This window comes from Streptomyces sp. NPDC004031, from assembly GCF_053604375.1.
Genome location: NZ_JBSGHL010000037.1, coordinates 1 through 16964, shown reverse-complemented (window position 1 = coordinate 16964; position 16964 = coordinate 1). Strand labels below are relative to the sequence as shown.

The window sequence follows — 16964 nt, the reverse complement described above, 5'->3', positions numbered from 1 at the left end:
TGGACGCAACGGGAGTCGCAGCGACCGCGACCGCGGCCGCTCTGGTCGTGACCGTGTTCGGTGCTGCCGCTGTGCCGGTGTCGGCGGCAACTGGCCAGCCGCGCGCGGTGAGCAGGTGCGGGTACGAGGTGACGGTCGACGCCTTGCGGCTGCGTGGCGGACCGGGAACGCAGTACGGGGTGGTGGCGCTGATGTCGAAGGACTCGTTGGTCGACGCGGACCGCGACCAGGGCGGTTGGTACCGGGTCACGGTGCTGGAACGGTGGGGGAGCGCCGGGGCCCAGCCGGGAGCGAAGGGGTGGGCGGCGGCGTCCTACTTGCAGGTGGTGCCGTGCACGCATCTGGACTGATCGCGTGGTCGCGGTGGGTGTTCCTGGTTCCGCTGCTCGCTGCGGCGGCGTGCACGACGGTCGCTCCGGGACCGCGGCCGTCCGGGGCCGGCAGGCCGCCGATGGCGGTGGTGACCCCGCAGCCGGGCGCTGTGCAGCTCGGCGTTGCGGCTGAGGAGCGAACCGCGCCGACGTCGGGGGCGACCGAGAGCGCGGGTGACTCCGAGCGCCCGCAGCGGGCGGTCCCGCCCGGTGTTCGCAGCCGGTCAGCGGCGGGCTCGCGGCGTACCGCTCCGCACGGGCTGGCGCGGGCGACGGCGCCGGCGGTGTCCGGCCGCGCCGTGTGCGCGGCGGGACGGACGTACGGCCAGATCCCGGCGGGGCTGGCGAGTGCGTGCCGGTGGGCGATGAGCCGCTGAATTCGGGCGAATTAGCGTGTGAGTCGCCTTTTCGGAGGGTGGTCGGTGGTAAGGGCGATTTCCAGGGCACGGCGGTGACATGGTGCGGATCGAGTGGTTCGCGTCGATGTCGGCCCGAGGAGCGGATATGGCTGCATACGTGAGCTGTCCGGTGGTGGCGCTGCCGGAGCACCGGGTGCCGACCAGCGCGGTGCTGGAGGACATCGCCGTGGCGCAGGAGGGGCAGCCGGGCCGGGCGGCCGCGCTGCGGATCGTGCGCAGCCTCGGCGTGGAGGAACGGTTCTGGTCGCTGCCGCGTGAGGAGCTGAGGCGGCCGCAGGGGATCGCGGCCCGCAACGCGTGGACGGTCGACGCGGTGTTCGGGCTCGGTGCGGAGGCGGGGCGGGGCGCGCTGGGCGCGGCGCGCCTGGAGGCGGAGGAGATCGACTGCCTGATCGCGATCCACTCCAGCGGGGTGTCCATGCCGGGGCTCGGGGTGCACCTGGCGGGCGAGCTGGGCCTTCGGCCCGGCGTGGTGCACGTGCCGGTGACGCAGGTGGGCTGCACGGCGGGGGCGTGGGGGTTGGCGCTGGCCGCGGAGCTGGTCGCGGCGCGGCCGGGCCGCCGGGTGCTGCTGGTGGTCGCCGAGGCGTTGAGCAGCTGCTACCGCCCGGCTGAGCCGGGGATCGTCCCGGCGATGTACTCCGGGCTGTTCGGGGACAGCGCGGCCGCGGTGGTGGTGACCTCCGACTGGCGCGGCCCGGGGCTGCGCGTCCTCGACTCGTGGACGCACCTCCTGCCGGACAGCAGCACCTACTACTCCATGAACCTCGACGAGTGCGGGCAGCACTTCGCCTCGACGGCGGCGTCGCTCGGAGCGGTCGGCGCGTGCATGCCGCACCTGGTGGAGTGGCTGAAGACGGCCGGCCCGACAGCGTGGCCGGTGTGGTGGGCGGCGCACCCCGGCGGGCCGAAGATCATCGAGTCCCAGGCGGTCGGTCTGCCGGACGCCCCGGACCTCGGGCACGCCTGGGCCTCCTTGCGCGAGCACGGCAATGTCGGCGGTCCGGCCGCGCTGGACGTGCTGCGCCGTCACCACGGCGCCCCGCCGCGCCACGGCGCCCCGGGCCTGGTGACCGGGTTCGGGCCGGGCTTTTTCGGGGCGGCCGTCCGCGGGGTGTGGGCCGGGCACGCCGAGAGCTGAAGGCGTCACCGTAGGGGTCGAGCCCCGGGTCGACCACCCGGTCCTCGCCCCCGCCTGACGTCAGGTGAGGTGGATCTCCGGATCGGCCGGCGTCATGCAGACCCACCGCATGTCGGTGGCTCCGTAGGGGCCGAGGGCGAGCAGGTGGACCGCGACGGGCTCGGCGCTGACCAGCGGCAGGTGCATGGGCCGCGGGGCCTGGTACGGGGTGCGGACGTGCGCGGTGCGCTCCCACAGCTCGGGGACCTCGGGCTGGGTGCGCACCTCGGCGACGACGTCGCCCAGGCGCTTGTTGTTGGGGTTGCGCTGCCAGGCCGCGCGCAGCTCGGACAGGATCGGGACGGCCCAGGCGGTTTCCCACTCGCGCATCTGGTAGCGGGCGTCGGGAGAAAAGGCCCAGGTCATGACGTTCGCCCCGGGCCGGGCCATCCACGGGCAGTGCAGCGCAGCCAGGTCGTTGTAGGCGACGACGTCCCACGCCTCGTCGCTGAGGTAGCTCAGGCAGTTCCGCTGGTCCTGGACGAGCTGGACGAGCAGGGGATCGGGGGTGATGACGCGGACGCGGGGCGGCTCGTGGCCGTGCAGGCGGTACAGCGTCTCGGCCTGGTCGGCGGCCAGGTCCAGGATGCGCACCACCCCGTCGAGCATCGTCCGGCCGAAGTTGCGCTGCTCGCCGCGCTCCAGAGCCCCGTACCACCGCTCGGACACCCGGAGCAGCATGGCCATGTCGAGCTGGGTGACGTAGTGGCGGGCGCGGACGCGAACCGCGGCGAGTCCCGGCACCAGCGCGGGATCGCGCCGTTCGCGTACGGCGCGCAGCATCGCGCCGATATCGGCGCGCTGTTCATCGTCCCTGCTCACGCGGCTACTCCCTCCGTAAAGCCAGGGTAAATTCCGCCGAAATCCTGCGCATCAGCGTACTCACGTAATGGCGGAAGCGAGCAAGCCCGCCATCAGCGACTATTACCTTTCGAAGTCAACATGGCTACGGATTGTTACCGGAACTGGGAGTGCCGGAACTGTGACGTGCCGGACTTCCGGTGCATCCGCCGAGCAGTGTGGTGACCGTAACGCCGCAGATCAACGCCCCTGATCCTGGGAGTCAGCATGATCGTCGGAGTCGCCCCGAAGGCCCACGTACGCACCACCCTGACCCGCCACCCCGTCGCACCGCGCCGCGCCCGCCTGTGGGCCCGGTCCGCTCTGTGCTCCTGGTCCGCCACGGAGCAGATCAGCGCCGCCACCGTCGACGACGTCGTTCTGGTGCTGTCCGAGCTGGTGAGCAACAGCCTGCTGCATGCCCGCGGTCCGATCCGCGCGCGCCTGGCGCTGCTGCGCGCCGGTGAGGTGCAGGTCGAGGTCCACGACGGCGGTCCGGCCAGCTCCCGTACGCGGCGCCCGGACCAGGACGACGGCGTCTACGGCCGCGGGCTGGCCATCACCAGCACCGTCGCCTCCCGCTGCGGCTGGACCCGCCAGCCGGGCGGTACCACCGCCTGGGCCACCGTCCTTACGACGGCTGCTGCTGCCTGACCCCCCGTCCACCACCCCTGAGCCCGTCTCCCGTTCTGCCTCGGGCGGGAGACGGATTCCTCCGGCCACCCGGAAGGGCGCCCTGATCGCCCTGACCGGGATCCCCCTCGCCGGAGACCGCCGGGCCCGGGTCTCCCCGCCCAGGGCCCGGCGGAGCACCCACGATCGGAGCTGTTGTGAGCTACTTCCTGCCGGAGACCGACGCCGTGCTGACGGCATGCCGCGGCTGGGCCATGGCCTACCCGGACACCCTCGCCCTGTGCGAGGAACCCCTCTACCTGCGGGCCACGGCTCCTGCTGCCGGTCGGCGGGTGGGACTGCTGTCGGGCGGCGGCTCGGGCCACGACCCGCTGCACATAGGTCTGCTCGGCGCCGGCGGCTTGGACGCCGTGGTCCCCGGTCAGGTCTTCGCGTCTCCGCACAACCGGCAGATCGTCGCGGCCGGGTCGGACCTGGCCGAGGCGTACGGCGGCGGGGTGCTGATGATCGTGAAGAACTACACCGGCGATCTGATCAACTTCCGGGCCGCTGCTGAGCGGCTGGCCGCGCGCGGGGTCCGCGTCGATCACGTCGTGGTGAGCGACGACATCGCCTCGGCGTCGGCCGGGATCGGCCGCCGCGGGACCGCTGCCGCTGTCGTGGTGGAGAAGCTGGTCGGGGCGGCGGCCGACCAGGGCGCCGACCTGGACGACCTGGTCGAGCTGGGCAACCGCGTCGTGCTGCGCTCCCGCACGCTCGGGGTCTGCGCCCGCCCCCACACCTCACCGTCCACGCTGCGGCCCGCGTTCGGCCTGCCGGTCGATCACCTGGACTACGGCACTGGCATCCACGGCGAGCGGGCCGCGCAGACCGTCGCCCGCCCGCGGGTCGAGGACCTGGTGCACCGCATCCTCGACGACCTGGCCGTGTGCGACGGACCGGCGGCCGAGGAGGGCGTGCTCCTGGCCGTCAACGGCCTCGGCGCCACGTCGCCCGGCGAACTGGCCGCGGTCGCTGCGGTCGCGGCCGAGCAGCTGGCGGCGCGCGGCGTGGAGGTCGCCGCGGTGCTGACCGGCACCCTGGCCACCGCGCTGGACACCGCCGGAGTGTCGATCACGGTCACGCAGCTCGCGCCCGGCTGGACGAAGCTCTGGCAAGCACCCGTTGACGTGCCGCTGACGGCCTGGCCGCAGGCCGCCGCCGCGCCCGTTCTCATCACCGGCCCGGACACCTCGCGCACGACCCTTCCCCGGCAACGCCAGGGAAGCTCCGCCGTCCTGGACCGCTACGCCGAGATCATCACCCAGGTCCGCGGCGCCCTCACCACGCTCGACCAGACCGCAGGCGACGGCGACTTCGCCGACAACTTGCTCCTCGGGCTCAGGCGCGGCTCCGCCCGGGTAGCCGTCACGCGCGAGGACGGCCTCGCCGCAGCGGGGGAAGAGTTTCTCGACCACGTCGGCGGCACGTCCGGCCCGCTGTTCGGCCTGCTGCTGACCAGCCTCGGCGGCGTCACGGCCGCCTGCGCGGACGGCGAGCGCCCCACCCTGACGGCCACGGCGTCCGCGCTCGCGGACGCAACCGAGACGATCAGCCGCGTCGGCGGAGCCCAGCTCGGCGACCGCACCATGGTGGACGCCCTGACCCCGGCGGTCCGCTCACTGACCCGAGCCCGCGACGAGGACGAGGACTACCTCACCACCGCAGCGCTGGCCGCCATCGCCGGAGCCCGCCACACAGCCGACCTGCTCGGCAAGCGCGGCCGCTCCAGCTACGTCGGAACCCGCGTCATCGGCACGCCCGACCCCGGCGCGACCGGCGTCGCGCTGCTCCTGGTGGCACTGGCCGAGACGTACGAGCACCGGTTCAGCGTCCGGCTGCCCGCGCCCGGATACATCGTCAAGCCCGCCAACTGAGGGGGCGGACGGCGGCGGTCGTCGACGCCGGGCTGCTGTCACGGGCGGTTCGGCCGGCGGGCGCAGCCGGTCGGACCGCGTCGCGGCGCGAGCAGACCCCGGCTGGGCTGACGGGCGTCTGCCCGGGGTGAGCGGTGAGAGTTGCTGGCATGCATTTGGCATATGCCGATCGCATAGCATGGTATGCCTGTTCCCGCCCGGCTCCGACCCCTCCGCCCGGCCCGGCACGTGCTCTGACCTGCACTGAAGCCGGGTGCCGGTTATCCATTAATTTACGCTTCCGAGGAAAATAAGCAAGTTATATGCGTCGTTTCCAATCCACGGGGATGGAGTTCAATCCCCGTGGAATGAAGCGGGATTCCCGCGTCTACTCCAAGGAAAGTCCGAGTAGAAGTCGGATGCCGGGCCGCTGGAGCATCTTTGCAGGTCATGGCGGTACCGCGGGGAAAACTGTGATGATCGTCCGTTCGGGGCCCCGCCGTGAGATAAAGTGCTCGTGGACGTGCCGACTTGGGGCCTGTCCGTCCTGGCGTGCGCTGCGCAGTGGCTAGCTCTGCACACCTCTTTTTGGGGTGTGCGGAGCTAGTGCTGTACACCACGGGAGGAAGGAGGGCGTATGCCGAGGCGTAGACGCCGAGGGCGCCATCGACGCACGAAACCGCCGGACTGGGACCGAAGGCGCACGTTGATTGCTGTACTCCAGTTAGGGCTGGAAGCGATCGTCGTGTTCTGGCCCCAGTAAGACCGGCGGCTCCGCAGAGTGGGCCCGCACCAGCCAGGTGCGGGCCTTTGCGTTTGCAGCATACGGCCAATCGCCGAAAGCTGCACGTCAGATGGCACTTCACGATCACCATTTCATTTTCCGGATCCTCTGACCTGCATCCCCTGAACGCGGGCGGGGTGAGCTGACCGGGCGGGCGGCTGACGCCGGGGGGGTGGGCCGCGTACGGTGGAGTCGTCCCGCCCGCCGGAGGAGGCGCCGTATGACTGCCCAGCCCCATGAGTACCGGGGTCCCGTCGACCGCCCGCGGACGGTCGGCGCGGTCAAGGAGGCGCTGCCGGAAGGCCTGCGGGGCCGGTTCGAGCGGGAACTCGACGAGACGGCGCCCGAGGGTCTGTTCGCTCTGGTGGCGCGGTGGGCGGCGGTGGCGCAGGCCGCGTCGGATCCCGGGCTGGACTCGGCGGCGGCCGCGGTACGCGAAGGCGCCGTGCCGACGTACAAGCTGGGCGAGGTCCTCCCCGCGCTGGCGGACCTGCTGTGACGCGAGGCGGTTACCGGGTGGTGTTCACCGACTCCGCCCGCCGGGAGCTGCGCGAGGTCGAGGGCGCGGACCGGCTGACGGGGATTCCGCCGGGGGTGCTGTCGCGGGAGAGCATGCGGGCGCTGCTGGCCGATACCGAGCTGGGCGAGCTGCTGGACGCGCTCGACGCTCTGGCCGCCGATCCGTACGGCGGGCTGTCGCTGGCGCGCACGGCGGACTCCGAGGCCGATCGGACGGCGCTGCTCGGCGCGCTGGCCGTGACGTACATGGTCAGCTCCGCCGCGCAGCCGCCGGTGCTCACCGTGACCGGGATTCGGGGCCCGAAGGGCTGACTGCCGCCGCGCACGCGGCGGTGCCGTGCGGCGTCTTCCTGATCACGTCCCGGGTTCGGGCTGGGCGGCTTCGGCGTCGCGGCGGTCCTTGCGTTGTCCGCGGGTGCCGTTCCCGCGGGGCTGGTTGCCGTCGCGGTCGCGCGGCGGTTCTTCGCCGGTTCCTGCGGTGTGGGGGAGCTTGGTGACCTTCAGCCCGGCTACGCGGCCTCGGTTGGCCTGGCTGGTGTCGCAGGTGAGCAGCCGAACCTCGCGGGCGGCGATGCCCTGGATGGCGACTGCCCGGTCGATGATCTCGTCGTCTTCGATAGGAAGCCGGACGTGGCCGGGCTGGTCGAGAACGAGGTCGGCGTAGACGGCGCCGCGGATGGAGGCCCCTTCGCCGGGCGCGGCCGGGTGCAGCGTTCCGGTGGTGCTGGTGCCGTTGGTGATGATCGCGTCCAGGAGTCCCAGGGTGTGGCCTGCGCGCCATCGGGCGTGCGAGCGTCCGGATTCCTTGAGCCGGTCGAGTTCGTCGACCACCACGATGGGGAACAGCAGGTTGATCTCCTCGTCGGTGGGCAGCCCCATGATCTTGTGGAGATCTGTCTTTGCGAGCGGGTCGGGGCTGTTGAGGTAGAAGCTGGAGTCGGCGACGGCCAGCCAGGTCGGCCCGCCCCACCGCGTGATGTGCTCGTGGAAGGTGTCGAGGGCGGTTTGGAGAGCGTCCGTCCGCTCGTCGAGTTCCAGGTTTACCAGCCCGTTCAGCAGGCGCTCGGCGAAGCTGCCGGCGCCGCCGAGGAGCTGGCCGTGGGTGCGGGTGCGCACGAGTCGGTCGATGTCCGCCTCGCTGATCTGGCCGCGCAGCTGCCGGGCCGAGTCGTTGGCCCACTCCAGGTAGTGCAGCAAGCGCTCGTCGGCGTCGCGCGGCCCCGCGCTTCGAATGTTGCTGGCGCCCCGGTGGACTTCCTGGAGGGTGTCCGCGATGCGGTTGCGACCGGCGCCGGGCTGGGGGGTTATGAGCATGCGGTGATCCTGCCAGTCGACGGGCACGGTGGGCCGGGCTTTCGGGATCTACGGGCGGTCCTGGGACCAGTCGATCGTGGCCGGGGGGACTACGGCGGTCTGCCGGGGCCGGGGCGGCGGGGGTGGACCGGTGGGGACACGGGCGCCCTGGTGGTCGGCGGCGCCCGCCAGGGCCTGCACGATGGCGTCGCGGGCGGCGCGCCAGCCGAGCGCGGCGTCGCCGTCCAGGCCCGCGGGCAGTTCGCCGGCCGCGGCGGCGAGCTGCGCCGCGCGGGCCAGGACCCCAGCCGCGACGAGGGTTAGGTCGTCGGCGGGGCACGAGCCGGGCACCCGGCGGGCGTTGGACGCCGCGCGCACCAGGCGCTTGTGGGCGGCTCGTGCGCGGGCGCGGTGGTCGGCTGCGGGGGCGGGGTGGGTCACCGGGTCACCGTACGGCGGGCGGCAGCACCTGGTGCTCGTGCCGCGCGGTGCCGCGGTCGCCGTGCCGGGCGGCGGGGGTGAGGGTGGGGGTGTGGAGATTCCCGAGCCGATGGTGGCGGTGCCGGTGGAGGAGTGGGCGCTGCCGGAGGACGGCTCGCTGGTCGCGGAACCGAAGTGGGACGGCTGGCGGGCGCTGTGCGGCAGGTTCGAGGACGGGGCGGCGGTGATCCGGTCGAGGCGAGGCACCGACCTGACGCCCGGGTTCCCGGAGGTGGCCGCGGCCCTGGCCGCCCAGCTCCCGCCGGGGAGCCTGGTCGACGGCGAGCTGGTGGTCTGGGCGGCCGGGCGGCTGGACTTCGGGCGGCTGTCCGCGCGGCTGGGCGGCCGGCCAGCGCGGGTGGCGGCGCTGGTCGCGCGCGAGCCCGCGTCCCTGATCGTCTTCGACGTGCTCCGCCTGGGCGGGCGATCGCTGACGGCGGAGCCGTACGAGCACCGCCGCGAGGTGCTGGAGGACCTGTTCGTCTCCGGCGCGGTGCGGCCGCCGCTGAATCTGTGCCCGTCGACGTCGGAGGCGGCGACGGCGCGGGCGTGGCTGGAGCAGTGGGCGCCGGACACGATCGAGGGCCTGGTGCTGAAGCCGTCCCGCGGGACCTACCGGCCGGGGCGGGGCGGGTGGCGCAAATGGCGGGTCCGCGACACCCGCGAAGCGGTGGTGGGGGCGGTGACCGGAGCGGTGAGCCGCCCGGGGATCGCGCTGCTGGGCCGGTGGGACGCCGCGGGCCGCTTGCGGTATCTGGGGCGTACGGCGCGGCTGTCGGCAGCGCAGGCGGTGGAGCTGGGCGCGGTGCTGCGCTCGGCACTGCCGGGCCATCCGTGGGAGGGGCGGCGGTTCTCCGCGGCGTGGGGGTCGCACGAGGTCCTGGCGGTGGAGCTGGTCGCCCCGGAGGTGGTCGCGGAGGTGAGCGCGGACGCCTCCCGGGTCGCGGGCGGGGGGTGGCGGCACAGCGTGCGGTGGGTGCGCCTGCGCCCGGACCTTTCACCGGAGGATCTGCCGCCGGTGAAAGGCCGCGACGAGGGCTGAGAGCGTGGTGCGGACCGGTCAGCGGCCCCCGAGGCGGCCGACCTGCCAGTGCCCCCGGCCGGTGACGTCCACGAACATCGCGTGCGTGCTCAGCACGTCCTGGACGGCGGCCATCCGCGCGGTGTGCCCGGCGCCGGGGACGGCGTCGCCCAGGCGTTCCACGATCGCCGTGCGGGTCAGGTGCTCCCGGGAGCCGACCAGGGTCCGGGCGACCTGGTGCAGCAGCGTGTCGCCGGGCGTTCCCAGCTCCGCCTGCCGCCACAGGTCCTCACCACGGGTGTGCCGGTCGCTGAGCGCGGCCACCCGCGACGAGGCGTGCTCCAGCAGCACGGGCAGCACCGGCTGCCGCTGCGAGGGGACGCGCGGGCCCTTCTTCTCGTTCCAGAGCAGCGCCCCCACCACCACCGCGCCGACCACCACCACGGCCGCCAGCTGCTTCGGCTTGGCCTGGTTGACCCAGACCCTCCCCACCGCGTGGACCGCGCGGCCCGTGACGGTGAGTACGACGCCGGCCTGCCGCTCCAGATCGTCCATCCTGCCCTCGGTCACCCCCACGTGCCCGAGGGCGGCGCGCAGAGCGACATAGTCGCTGGACGCGAGGCCGCTGTCGACCAGGTCCGCGTCGGTCCCGATGAGGACCACCGGAGCGATCACCCCGGCCAGCAGCAGCATCGGCACGTCGGAGGCGTCCCGGCCCTGGAGAACCTCCGCCTCCGGGGTCATCGGCAGGCCGGTGGCGTCCACGACGTACAGGACGGGCGCGTACTGGGACTGCCACAGCTCCAGCGCCAGCCCGAGGTCGAAGCGGCCCCCTTCACGGTGCCGGTCGGCCAGCACGCGCGGTACTTCCTCCCACACGTGCAACGGGATCAGGCACCGCACCGTCCCGGCCTGCGCCCCGGCGACGAAGGAAGACAGCTTGCGCCGCCGGGTGGCCGCGATGATGTCCGTGGTCAGTACGGAGGTGTCCAGCAGAGCGCGGCGCAGCGTCCCGCGCTGGTAAAGGGTGCGCTGTCCAGTCGGCGACAAATCGTTCATCTCGGCATCGTAGGGCGGAAGTTGACCGGCCACCGCGGGATTTCGTGCTGTCGCTGCGGTCACCGGGAGACGGTGAGGGGAGTGGTCCTCTGAGCCCCAGCCCCTAATATCGAACGTATGCACGATGAATCGTCTGGGCCACGGGTCGAGGTCGTCATGCCCGGGGGCCAGGTCGTGGGTGCGCGGCTGCTGGGGTGGACGCGTAGGGCGGCGGGGCGGTGGGTGGCGTCGGTAGAGGTGGAGGGGCCGGTCGAGGTGCCGGGTGATGCGGTGGTGCGGTTGGCGGGGGAGGACTACAGCGGGGTGCCGCGGGTGCGGGAGAGGGTGTACGCGATCGTGACGGATCTCAACCTGAGGGGGGACCCGCTTTCGGCACAGGTTCACGATGTGGAGTGCTGGGAGGTGCCGAGGGCGAGCACGGACCGGAAGCGGGTGACCCGGCTGGAGTCGGCGCGGCAGGCGGCGGGGATGCTGATGTGGAAGGACACGAAGCCGTGCACGTTGTGTCTCGGGCGGAGCTGGGCGGGAGAGGAGTGAAATGCGGGCGTTCGTCCGGTATTTGGGGATCCTGCACGGTAGCCTGACGCGGTCGCGCATCTGCTACTCCGGGGAGAGCCATGTCTCAGGGATCCGCCAGCCACCTGCGCACCCTCGCCGCCGAAGTCGAGGCGCTCCAGCAGCGCGTACGTGACGCACTTGACGAGCTGGACGAGATGACGCCCAGCGTGAGTTTCCAGCTCAGGGCGGCGTTCACCTCGCTCGGGTCGGCTGTGCGGACCCTGGAAGAGGCGGCCGACGAGGCGGCGGCGCCCGCGCCTGTCGTCCCGTGAGCGGAGGCGCCGCGGACGGCCTCTCCGCTCACGGGACGTGCGGGTTGGGTGGTCAGTGCGTCGGGCCCTTGCTTGCGTTGCGTGCGGCGAGTTGCACCATCCACTCTTCGTAGGCGGACAGGTAGTCATCGGCGACTGCTTTGGCTTTTGCGAGTGCTTCCTCGCTCGGTTCGTCGCGGTGGGCCACGGCGCAGCACAGTCCGCGTGCGAAGAAGTCGAGTAGCTTCTCCCGCTCCACCGCTGCTTCTTCCCGACTTGTGATCGGGTCGGGGGAAACGTTCACGGTGTGTCTCCTGTCGGGGCGATGTGTGCTGGCCGGTCGGGCGCGTGCAGGTCGATTCTCCTATGCCGGGCGTCCGGCGGGTGTGCGGTCCGCGGGTTGCTGTTCGGGGACGGTGGGGCGGAGGTGTGCGGGGAGGGCCCAGGTGGGGGGTTCGGCCAGGCGGCGCAGCAGCCGGTGGGCGGCGCGGACGTCGCCGAGAGCGCGGTGTGTGCCGCCGCCGAGCGGCAGCCACTGACGGGTGCCTTCCCAGCCGGAGCGGTTCTCCATCAGGCAGTCCCAGGTGGCAGGGTCGGCCAGGGGCCGCGGGTCGAGGCCTTCGTCGTGGCAGTGCAGGGTGATGCACTGCCGGTCGAATTCCGCGTTGTAGGCGAGCACGGTGCGCTGCCGGGTGGCGGCGAGCAGGTCGGGCAGGACGGTGGCGAGCGTGGGGGCGTCGGCGGCCTCGGCGTCGGTGATGCCGTGCACGGCGCGGGCGCCGGGGGAGATCGGCTCGCCGGGGCGTACGAGGGTGTCGAGCAGGACGTCGCCGGTCGCGCAGTCGACGGCGGCGACCTCGACGAGGTGCCCGGGGATGCCGGTGGTCTCGGTGTCGACCAGGACCGCTCGGCCGGGGGCGAGCATGGCGCGGGCCCAGTGCACGGTGGCGATCGCCTCGCTGAGCAGCGTCACGCCGCCGGAGAGGCCGGCCGCGGCGACGAACTGCTTGACGTCGGCGAGTGCGGGGCCGCTGGCGCCGTCCTGCTCGCCGGGCAGCCAGTCGAGCGTCCAGCGGTCGGGGCCGGGGTGGTAATGCGCCCAGGCGGGCACGTGGAAGCGTTCGGTGACCTGCTGGGCCAGGGCGTGCATGCGGGCCGCGCGGGTGGGCGCGAGCCGCACGAACTCCGCGAGGGGGGAGGGCCGCCCCGGGGGCGTCGCGCGCACGGCTTCCCAGTCGATGCCGGGGAGGTCGAGCATCGAGTCGAGGTCGCCCACCTGGTACAGCGGCACCTCGACGTCGCGGCGGACCCCGTAGCGGCGAACGGTGCTGGAGACCGGCGCGATCCATCCGGCCTGCACGCAGTGGTCGAAGTCGACGCGGCGGATCTCCAGGTGCTGCGCGGCGAGGTCGGGCCCGAGCAGCCGCGCAGCGCGTACGTCGTCGCCCAGGTCGGCGTTGTCGGCCAGGCGCTCGACGTCGGCCAGCGCCCACCGCTCCCACCGACCGATCGCGACACCGGCTTCGCGCGCCGCCTTCTCGAACTCCGCGACGGTGAAGCCGCAGCGGCCCGCGGCCTCGCGCGTGCGCAGGGACTCCTCCAGCCAGGCCGTGCGCTCCGCGATGATCTCCCGCAGCGCCGCGGCCATCTCGGGCGTGGGGGCGGAGAGCTGCCGCGGGTCGTAGAGGTCGAAGTCCTTGTAGGAGCCGACGCGGTCGAGCAGTCCGCGCTCGACGAGATCTTCGACGTCGCTGTACCAGACGTCGACCTGCTCGTCGAACAGGGCCTCGACGAGCATCTGCGCGCCGCGCTTCGCGCCGTAGCCCGGGTGTGTGCCCAGGGCCTCGATCACCTCCTCGCGGCGCGCGTGCAGCTCGTCGGCCTGCTCGTCGGACCAGCGGCCGGACGGCAGGGCCGGGGCGGGCACCAGCCCGCGGACCCTGCCCCGGTCGATGTGCCAGTTCTCCAGCCCCGCGTGAGTGGCGAGCTGCACGGGCCCGAAGCCCTTCCTCTTCGACGCCATGAACCCTCCCGTAGCTATATGACTACATAGTGTAATCACGCGAGTCAACCTGAGACGCGGTGGTGCGTCGCATTGCACGCCGCTTGATGTGGGCCGAAGGCGGTGCACCCGCCCCGCACCACAGGGGCGGAGCGCCGGGTGCCAGGTTTCCCAACCGCGGTCCGGGCGGCTGGAGTTCGATCACATGAGGGACGCAGGACCGGTCTGGCGCAAGCGGATCAAGATCTGACCTGCGACGCGACCCTCATTCCGCGCGCCCAAGTGATGGAAGTGCGGTATAGTTTTCTTGTTGGCGGTTTCGTGGCAGAACCCCCGACGGTCCGAAGCGCAAGCCCAGATTCCAAGGAGAGCAGCTATGCCCGCAGCCCCGTCCCCACGCTCGTACGGACTGGTGATCCAGCCCACCGGGAACTTCCGCCTCCTGCCCTGGGATCCCACCGTCAACACTCCCGAGCATGCCCTGCGCTGCGACATCGCAAGCTCCGCCGACCTCGCCGCCGAGCCCGCCTTCAAGCTGACCGCCTGGCACGACCCGTCCGCCGCGGTCCTCGGCCATCGCGTCAACGGTCCTGCTTCCGCGCTCCTGTCGCTGTACGCACCCCTGCCGCCCAGGTACGGCGACGTCGTCGTCACCGCAGGCGCCGACACCGCCGGGCGCATCCTCGGCCTCGACCTCGACCAGACCCTCACGCTGCTCGACAACTTCCTCCAGCGCCCTCGCCACATCCCGCGCCAGCGCTGCCACTGACCCATCCACCGGGGGGCCCGCGCAGGGCTCCCCGGCCGACACCCCGAGGTCTCCCACGTGACGCACCCACTCAAGACCTGGACCGTCATCGGACTGCGCCTGGACGTGGAACCGTCCACGCTGCTGGTCGCCGCCGTACTGCCTGGCTCGCACGCCAACGACATCGCCCTCCTGTGCACCAGCGAAGACGACTTCACCCGCTGGGCGGCGAACGTCGACGCCCCCGACGCGGACGCCGCCGCGGCGCAGGCCTGCGCCACCCCCTTCCCGCCGGGCCGGGGCGATGTCACCGACCGCATGTAACTAAGGTCCGTGAAATTTTCTTGCACGGGGGCTGGTAGCAGGCCCGCGACCCGAAATCACATCTCCTCAGGAGTCAACTGTGTCCTTCGATCACTCCAACCCGCACGTTTTCTCCTGTTTCTTCGTTCTGCACCCGAATCACCTGATCCATGAGATCTTCGGGCTGCCGGACGCAACGCTCAATCTTCCCGAAGCACTGGCCGGGTCTGCGCCGTACGCCACGCTCACGCTCACCGACGGAGCTGAGCTTCACTACCAGCCCGCCAGCGCGACACCAGCAAACCGAGCTGCCACCGCGCTGGCCGCCCGCTTCGGCGCTGACGGCCCCAGCATCTGCGGCGGCGTCCACATCACCGGTTCCAGCTGCGGGACGGACACCGCGCTCGGCATGACCGACGAGGTGTTCCTCGCCATCTACGGCAAACTGCTCGCGGCCTGTGCGGACATCGGCGTTCGCCTGTGGCGCCAGTTTCGGCCGGGCGATCTCGTAACCATCCGCTACACCGATCTCGCGCGCGGCGACCTGTTCTGGTTCGGCGGCAGATCGCACCGGCTCGTGGACGTACGCGACCTCCCGCCCGGCCAAGAATCCAAGCTTGACCAGGACGCCAAGTTCATGGTGTTCGACGACGGCGAGGAGTTCCTTTGGTACCCCACAGGCACATTCCACGACCGCGCTGACCGCGCCCCGGCGGGCTACTGGCAGCGGACCGGCAATCAGCTCCTGCCCGCCGACCCGAGTTGACCAACGGTGGACCTGCTGGCCGTCCCGGCCGGGGAGATCGTGCCGACGTCGGTTCACAACCCTCGCGCGAGAGACCTGCCTTCTGTGCGATCCGCGTTAGATTGAATGCGTGATCCGTGATAGATTCCTCGTGGAGGTGAGCCCCGTGTCCACGGAGCACGAGCTGTTCAGTGCGGTTGACGCGCTGCTGGAGCAGGTCCCGGCCGACGACCTTCCGCCATCTGCCGAGCGCAGGCGGCTGCGGGAGGCCGCGGGGCTGAGTCAGACCCAGGTCGCCACTGCGCTCGGCACTCGCCGAGAGACCGTCGGGAGCTGGGAGGCGGGGACCCGGGACCCGCGGCCGCCGCAGCGCGCCGCCTACGCCCGGCTACTCGAAGGCCTCGCGCAGCGGTTCCCGACACCGGACCCGGTCAACGCGCCAACGCCGCCTGTCCCCGAACCACCCGCGGTCGCGGCCCCTGAGGCCGACGCCGGTCCGCCGCCCCCTCCCGCCGCGGGGGACCGGGCGGCGACGTCAGCCAGGAGCACGGCGCCCCGTTCGGCGACCGCCGCCAGGAGCACGACGGCATCGAGCCGGCCAGCGCCGCGGAAGGCGCCCGCGAAGCCCGCAGCCACCCCGGCTTCGTCTTCCCTCGCCGCTGTCGCGGTCGATCCGCGGTTCGCGCACGGCCCGCTCGGCGTGCTGGACGGCGACGGGCAGCTGTACTGCGCGGGCGGCCTGGTCCTGGAGTGCCCCGCGGCGTCGGTGCCGGAGCTGGTGGAGTGGACGCTGGCGGAAGCCCGACTCGGTGCGAGCCGGCTGCACCGTTCGGGGAAGGACTCCGACCCGCTGATCGTGGTGACGGCCGCGGCCGCCGCGCGGCTGGGCCTGCCGGAGCGCCTGGAGGATCGCCGGTCCATGCGGCTGCCGGAGGACCACAAGGTCGTCAAGCAGATCACGCGCGCGAAGTGGCAGCTGACGAAGCGCGGGTTCGGGCCGTGGGCCAGGGTCTACCGGCCGGCCAAGGGCAGCGAACGGCAGTGCGTGCAGCTGGCCGTGCTGCCGTGGGGCGCGCTGGACGCCCGCGCGTGGGGCGACGCCGACCAGATGCCGCCGGCGGAGCTCGCCCGCGTGCTGACCGCCTACGCCTCCCGGGTGTTGACCCCGCGCGGCTCCACCGCTGTGGCGGGCCTGGAGCTCATGACGGCTCTGCGGCCGCCGACTCGCGCGGTGAAGGACGAGGCGACCGACACGTGGGTGTCCGGGCCGGTGCCCGGCTCGCTCACCGCGGCCGTCAATCCGGCGCCGCCGGAAGCCCCCGACGAACACCCCGTCGTGCACGGGCTGTACCCGGCCGCCCAGCCGCGCACCGCGGCGGAAGTCCTCGATGAGGAGGCGTTCGACTGGATCCGCCCCACCCAGCTGCTCACCGATGCCGAGTGCTCCCGCCAGTTCGCGGTCGGCGTCGACGTGAACACCGCGTTCCTCGCCGCCGCGAACCGGCTGATGGTCGGCCTCGGGGCGCCGGAGTACGTGAAGGCGCCGCGGTTCGATAAGGCGGTGCCCGGGTCCTGGATGGTCGACCTGTCCTGGATCGAGCTGGACCCGCGGCTGCCGTCGCCATTCACGCCGCACGGCCGCCGACCGGAGGGGCCGGCCTGGTACGCCACCCCCACCGTCGCCTACGCGCAGGAGCTGATCGACCAGTTTGGGCTATCGGTGGAGCTCCGCCCGCTCGTGGCCTACGTCCGGCGGGAGGCGGGTCCGTACCTGGACCCCTGGTACAAGCACCTCGCGGACGCCTACAAGCAGACGATGGCCGACCTCGGCGTCACCGCCGGTCTGTCCCCGGCCGACTTCCT

The 16964-nt window shown here is 72.5% G+C and carries 19 protein-coding genes; 13 read left to right on the top strand and 6 right to left on the bottom strand.

What is annotated here, in order from left to right; all coding sequences use genetic code 11:
• The first annotated feature begins 47 nt into the window (after positions 1–47).
• Positions 48–350 carry an SH3 domain-containing protein gene (locus ACWERV_RS22970; RefSeq protein ID WP_452935956.1) on the top strand — a complete coding sequence of 101 codons (303 nt, stop codon included), beginning with the start codon at positions 48–50 and terminating at the stop codon, positions 348–350.
• Between the two features lie 525 nt (positions 351–875).
• Positions 876–1931, top strand: coding sequence for a PhlD (locus tag ACWERV_RS22965; RefSeq protein ID WP_452935954.1), 1056 nt, complete (start codon positions 876–878; stop codon positions 1929–1931).
• A gap of 60 nt (positions 1932–1991) precedes the next feature.
• Here the strand turns inward: ACWERV_RS22965 and ACWERV_RS22960 are convergent, their stop codons facing one another.
• Positions 1992–2792, bottom strand: a complete 801-nt coding sequence (locus ACWERV_RS22960) for an MmyB family transcriptional regulator (RefSeq protein WP_452935951.1) — start codon at positions 2790–2792, stop codon at positions 1992–1994.
• Between the two features lie 246 nt (positions 2793–3038).
• Between ACWERV_RS22960 and ACWERV_RS22955 the strand changes: the two genes are divergently transcribed.
• The 4 genes from ACWERV_RS22955 to ACWERV_RS22940 all read left to right on the top strand — a co-directional run bounded on the left by ACWERV_RS22955 (position 3039) and on the right by ACWERV_RS22940 (position 6953).
• Complete coding sequence (locus ACWERV_RS22955) at positions 3039–3464, top strand: ATP-binding protein (protein WP_452935948.1); 426 nt, start codon at positions 3039–3041, stop codon at positions 3462–3464.
• Between the two features lie 176 nt (positions 3465–3640).
• Positions 3641–5359: a dihydroxyacetone kinase subunit DhaK gene (locus ACWERV_RS22950; protein ID WP_452935945.1), complete on the top strand. Its 1719-nt coding sequence runs from the start codon at positions 3641–3643 to the stop codon at positions 5357–5359.
• A 983-nt stretch (positions 5360–6342) separates the two neighbouring features.
• Complete coding sequence (locus ACWERV_RS22945; protein WP_452935942.1) at positions 6343–6621, top strand: hypothetical protein; 279 nt, start codon at positions 6343–6345, stop codon at positions 6619–6621.
• Positions 6618–6953 carry a hypothetical protein gene (locus ACWERV_RS22940; RefSeq protein ID WP_452935939.1) on the top strand — a complete coding sequence of 112 codons (336 nt, stop codon included), beginning with the start codon at positions 6618–6620 and terminating at the stop codon, positions 6951–6953. The genes ACWERV_RS22945 and ACWERV_RS22940 overlap by 4 nt, the downstream gene beginning before the upstream one ends.
• A 42-nt stretch (positions 6954–6995) precedes the next feature.
• Here the strand turns inward: ACWERV_RS22940 and ACWERV_RS22935 are convergent, their stop codons facing one another.
• Both ACWERV_RS22935 and ACWERV_RS22930 read right to left on the bottom strand, forming a co-directional pair.
• On the bottom strand, positions 6996–7955 hold the full coding sequence (locus ACWERV_RS22935; protein WP_452935936.1) for a PIN domain-containing protein: 960 nt from the start codon (positions 7953–7955) through the stop codon (positions 6996–6998).
• Positions 7956–8003: 48 nt separating this feature from the next.
• Positions 8004–8375, bottom strand: a complete 372-nt coding sequence (locus ACWERV_RS22930; protein WP_452935934.1) for a hypothetical protein — start codon at positions 8373–8375, stop codon at positions 8004–8006.
• A gap of 91 nt (positions 8376–8466) precedes the next feature.
• On the opposite strand from ACWERV_RS22930, the gene ACWERV_RS22925 reads away from it, so the two are divergent.
• The gene (locus ACWERV_RS22925) at positions 8467–9456 is read left to right on the top strand and encodes an ATP-dependent DNA ligase (protein WP_452935931.1); all 990 of its coding nucleotides are present in this window, start codon (positions 8467–8469) and stop codon (positions 9454–9456) included.
• A gap of 18 nt (positions 9457–9474) precedes the next feature.
• Here the strand turns inward: ACWERV_RS22925 and ACWERV_RS22920 are convergent, their stop codons facing one another.
• Positions 9475–10494, bottom strand: a complete 1020-nt coding sequence (locus ACWERV_RS22920) for a PIN domain-containing protein (protein WP_452935929.1) — start codon at positions 10492–10494, stop codon at positions 9475–9477.
• Positions 10495–10611: 117 nt separating this feature from the next.
• On the opposite strand from ACWERV_RS22920, the gene ACWERV_RS22915 reads away from it, so the two are divergent.
• Together ACWERV_RS22915 and ACWERV_RS22910 are read left to right on the top strand one after the other, a co-directional pair.
• Complete coding sequence (locus ACWERV_RS22915) at positions 10612–11031, top strand: hypothetical protein (protein WP_452935926.1); 420 nt, start codon at positions 10612–10614, stop codon at positions 11029–11031.
• A gap of 80 nt (positions 11032–11111) precedes the next feature.
• Positions 11112–11324, top strand: a complete 213-nt coding sequence (locus ACWERV_RS22910) for a hypothetical protein (protein WP_452935923.1) — start codon at positions 11112–11114, stop codon at positions 11322–11324.
• Between the two features lie 52 nt (positions 11325–11376).
• Here the strand turns inward: ACWERV_RS22910 and ACWERV_RS22905 are convergent, their stop codons facing one another.
• Together ACWERV_RS22905 and ACWERV_RS22900 are read right to left on the bottom strand one after the other, a co-directional pair.
• Positions 11377–11607 (bottom strand): hypothetical protein, encoded by a 231-nt coding sequence (locus ACWERV_RS22905; RefSeq protein WP_452935921.1) that lies wholly within the window; start codon positions 11605–11607, stop codon positions 11377–11379.
• Between the two features lie 60 nt (positions 11608–11667).
• Complete coding sequence (locus tag ACWERV_RS22900) at positions 11668–13326, bottom strand: 3'-5' exonuclease (RefSeq protein WP_452935918.1); 1659 nt, start codon at positions 13324–13326, stop codon at positions 11668–11670.
• 355 nt (positions 13327–13681) lie between these two features.
• On the opposite strand from ACWERV_RS22900, the gene ACWERV_RS22895 reads away from it, so the two are divergent.
• From ACWERV_RS22895 to tap, 4 genes are all read left to right on the top strand, one after another.
• Positions 13682–14074, top strand: a complete 393-nt coding sequence (locus ACWERV_RS22895; protein WP_452935915.1) for a DUF3846 domain-containing protein — start codon at positions 13682–13684, stop codon at positions 14072–14074.
• Positions 14075–14131: 57 nt separating this feature from the next.
• Entirely contained in the window at positions 14132–14377 is a 246-nt protein-coding gene (locus ACWERV_RS22890; RefSeq protein ID WP_452935912.1) for a hypothetical protein, read from the top strand.
• A 79-nt stretch (positions 14378–14456) separates the two neighbouring features.
• A complete protein-coding gene (locus tag ACWERV_RS22885) occupies positions 14457–15122 on the top strand; it encodes a hypothetical protein (RefSeq protein WP_452935909.1) in 666 nt (221 codons plus the stop codon).
• A gap of 145 nt (positions 15123–15267) precedes the next feature.
• Positions 15268–16964 (top strand): telomere-associated protein Tap (gene tap, locus ACWERV_RS22880; RefSeq protein ID WP_452936137.1); only part of this gene is annotated, 1697 nt, incomplete at its 3' end.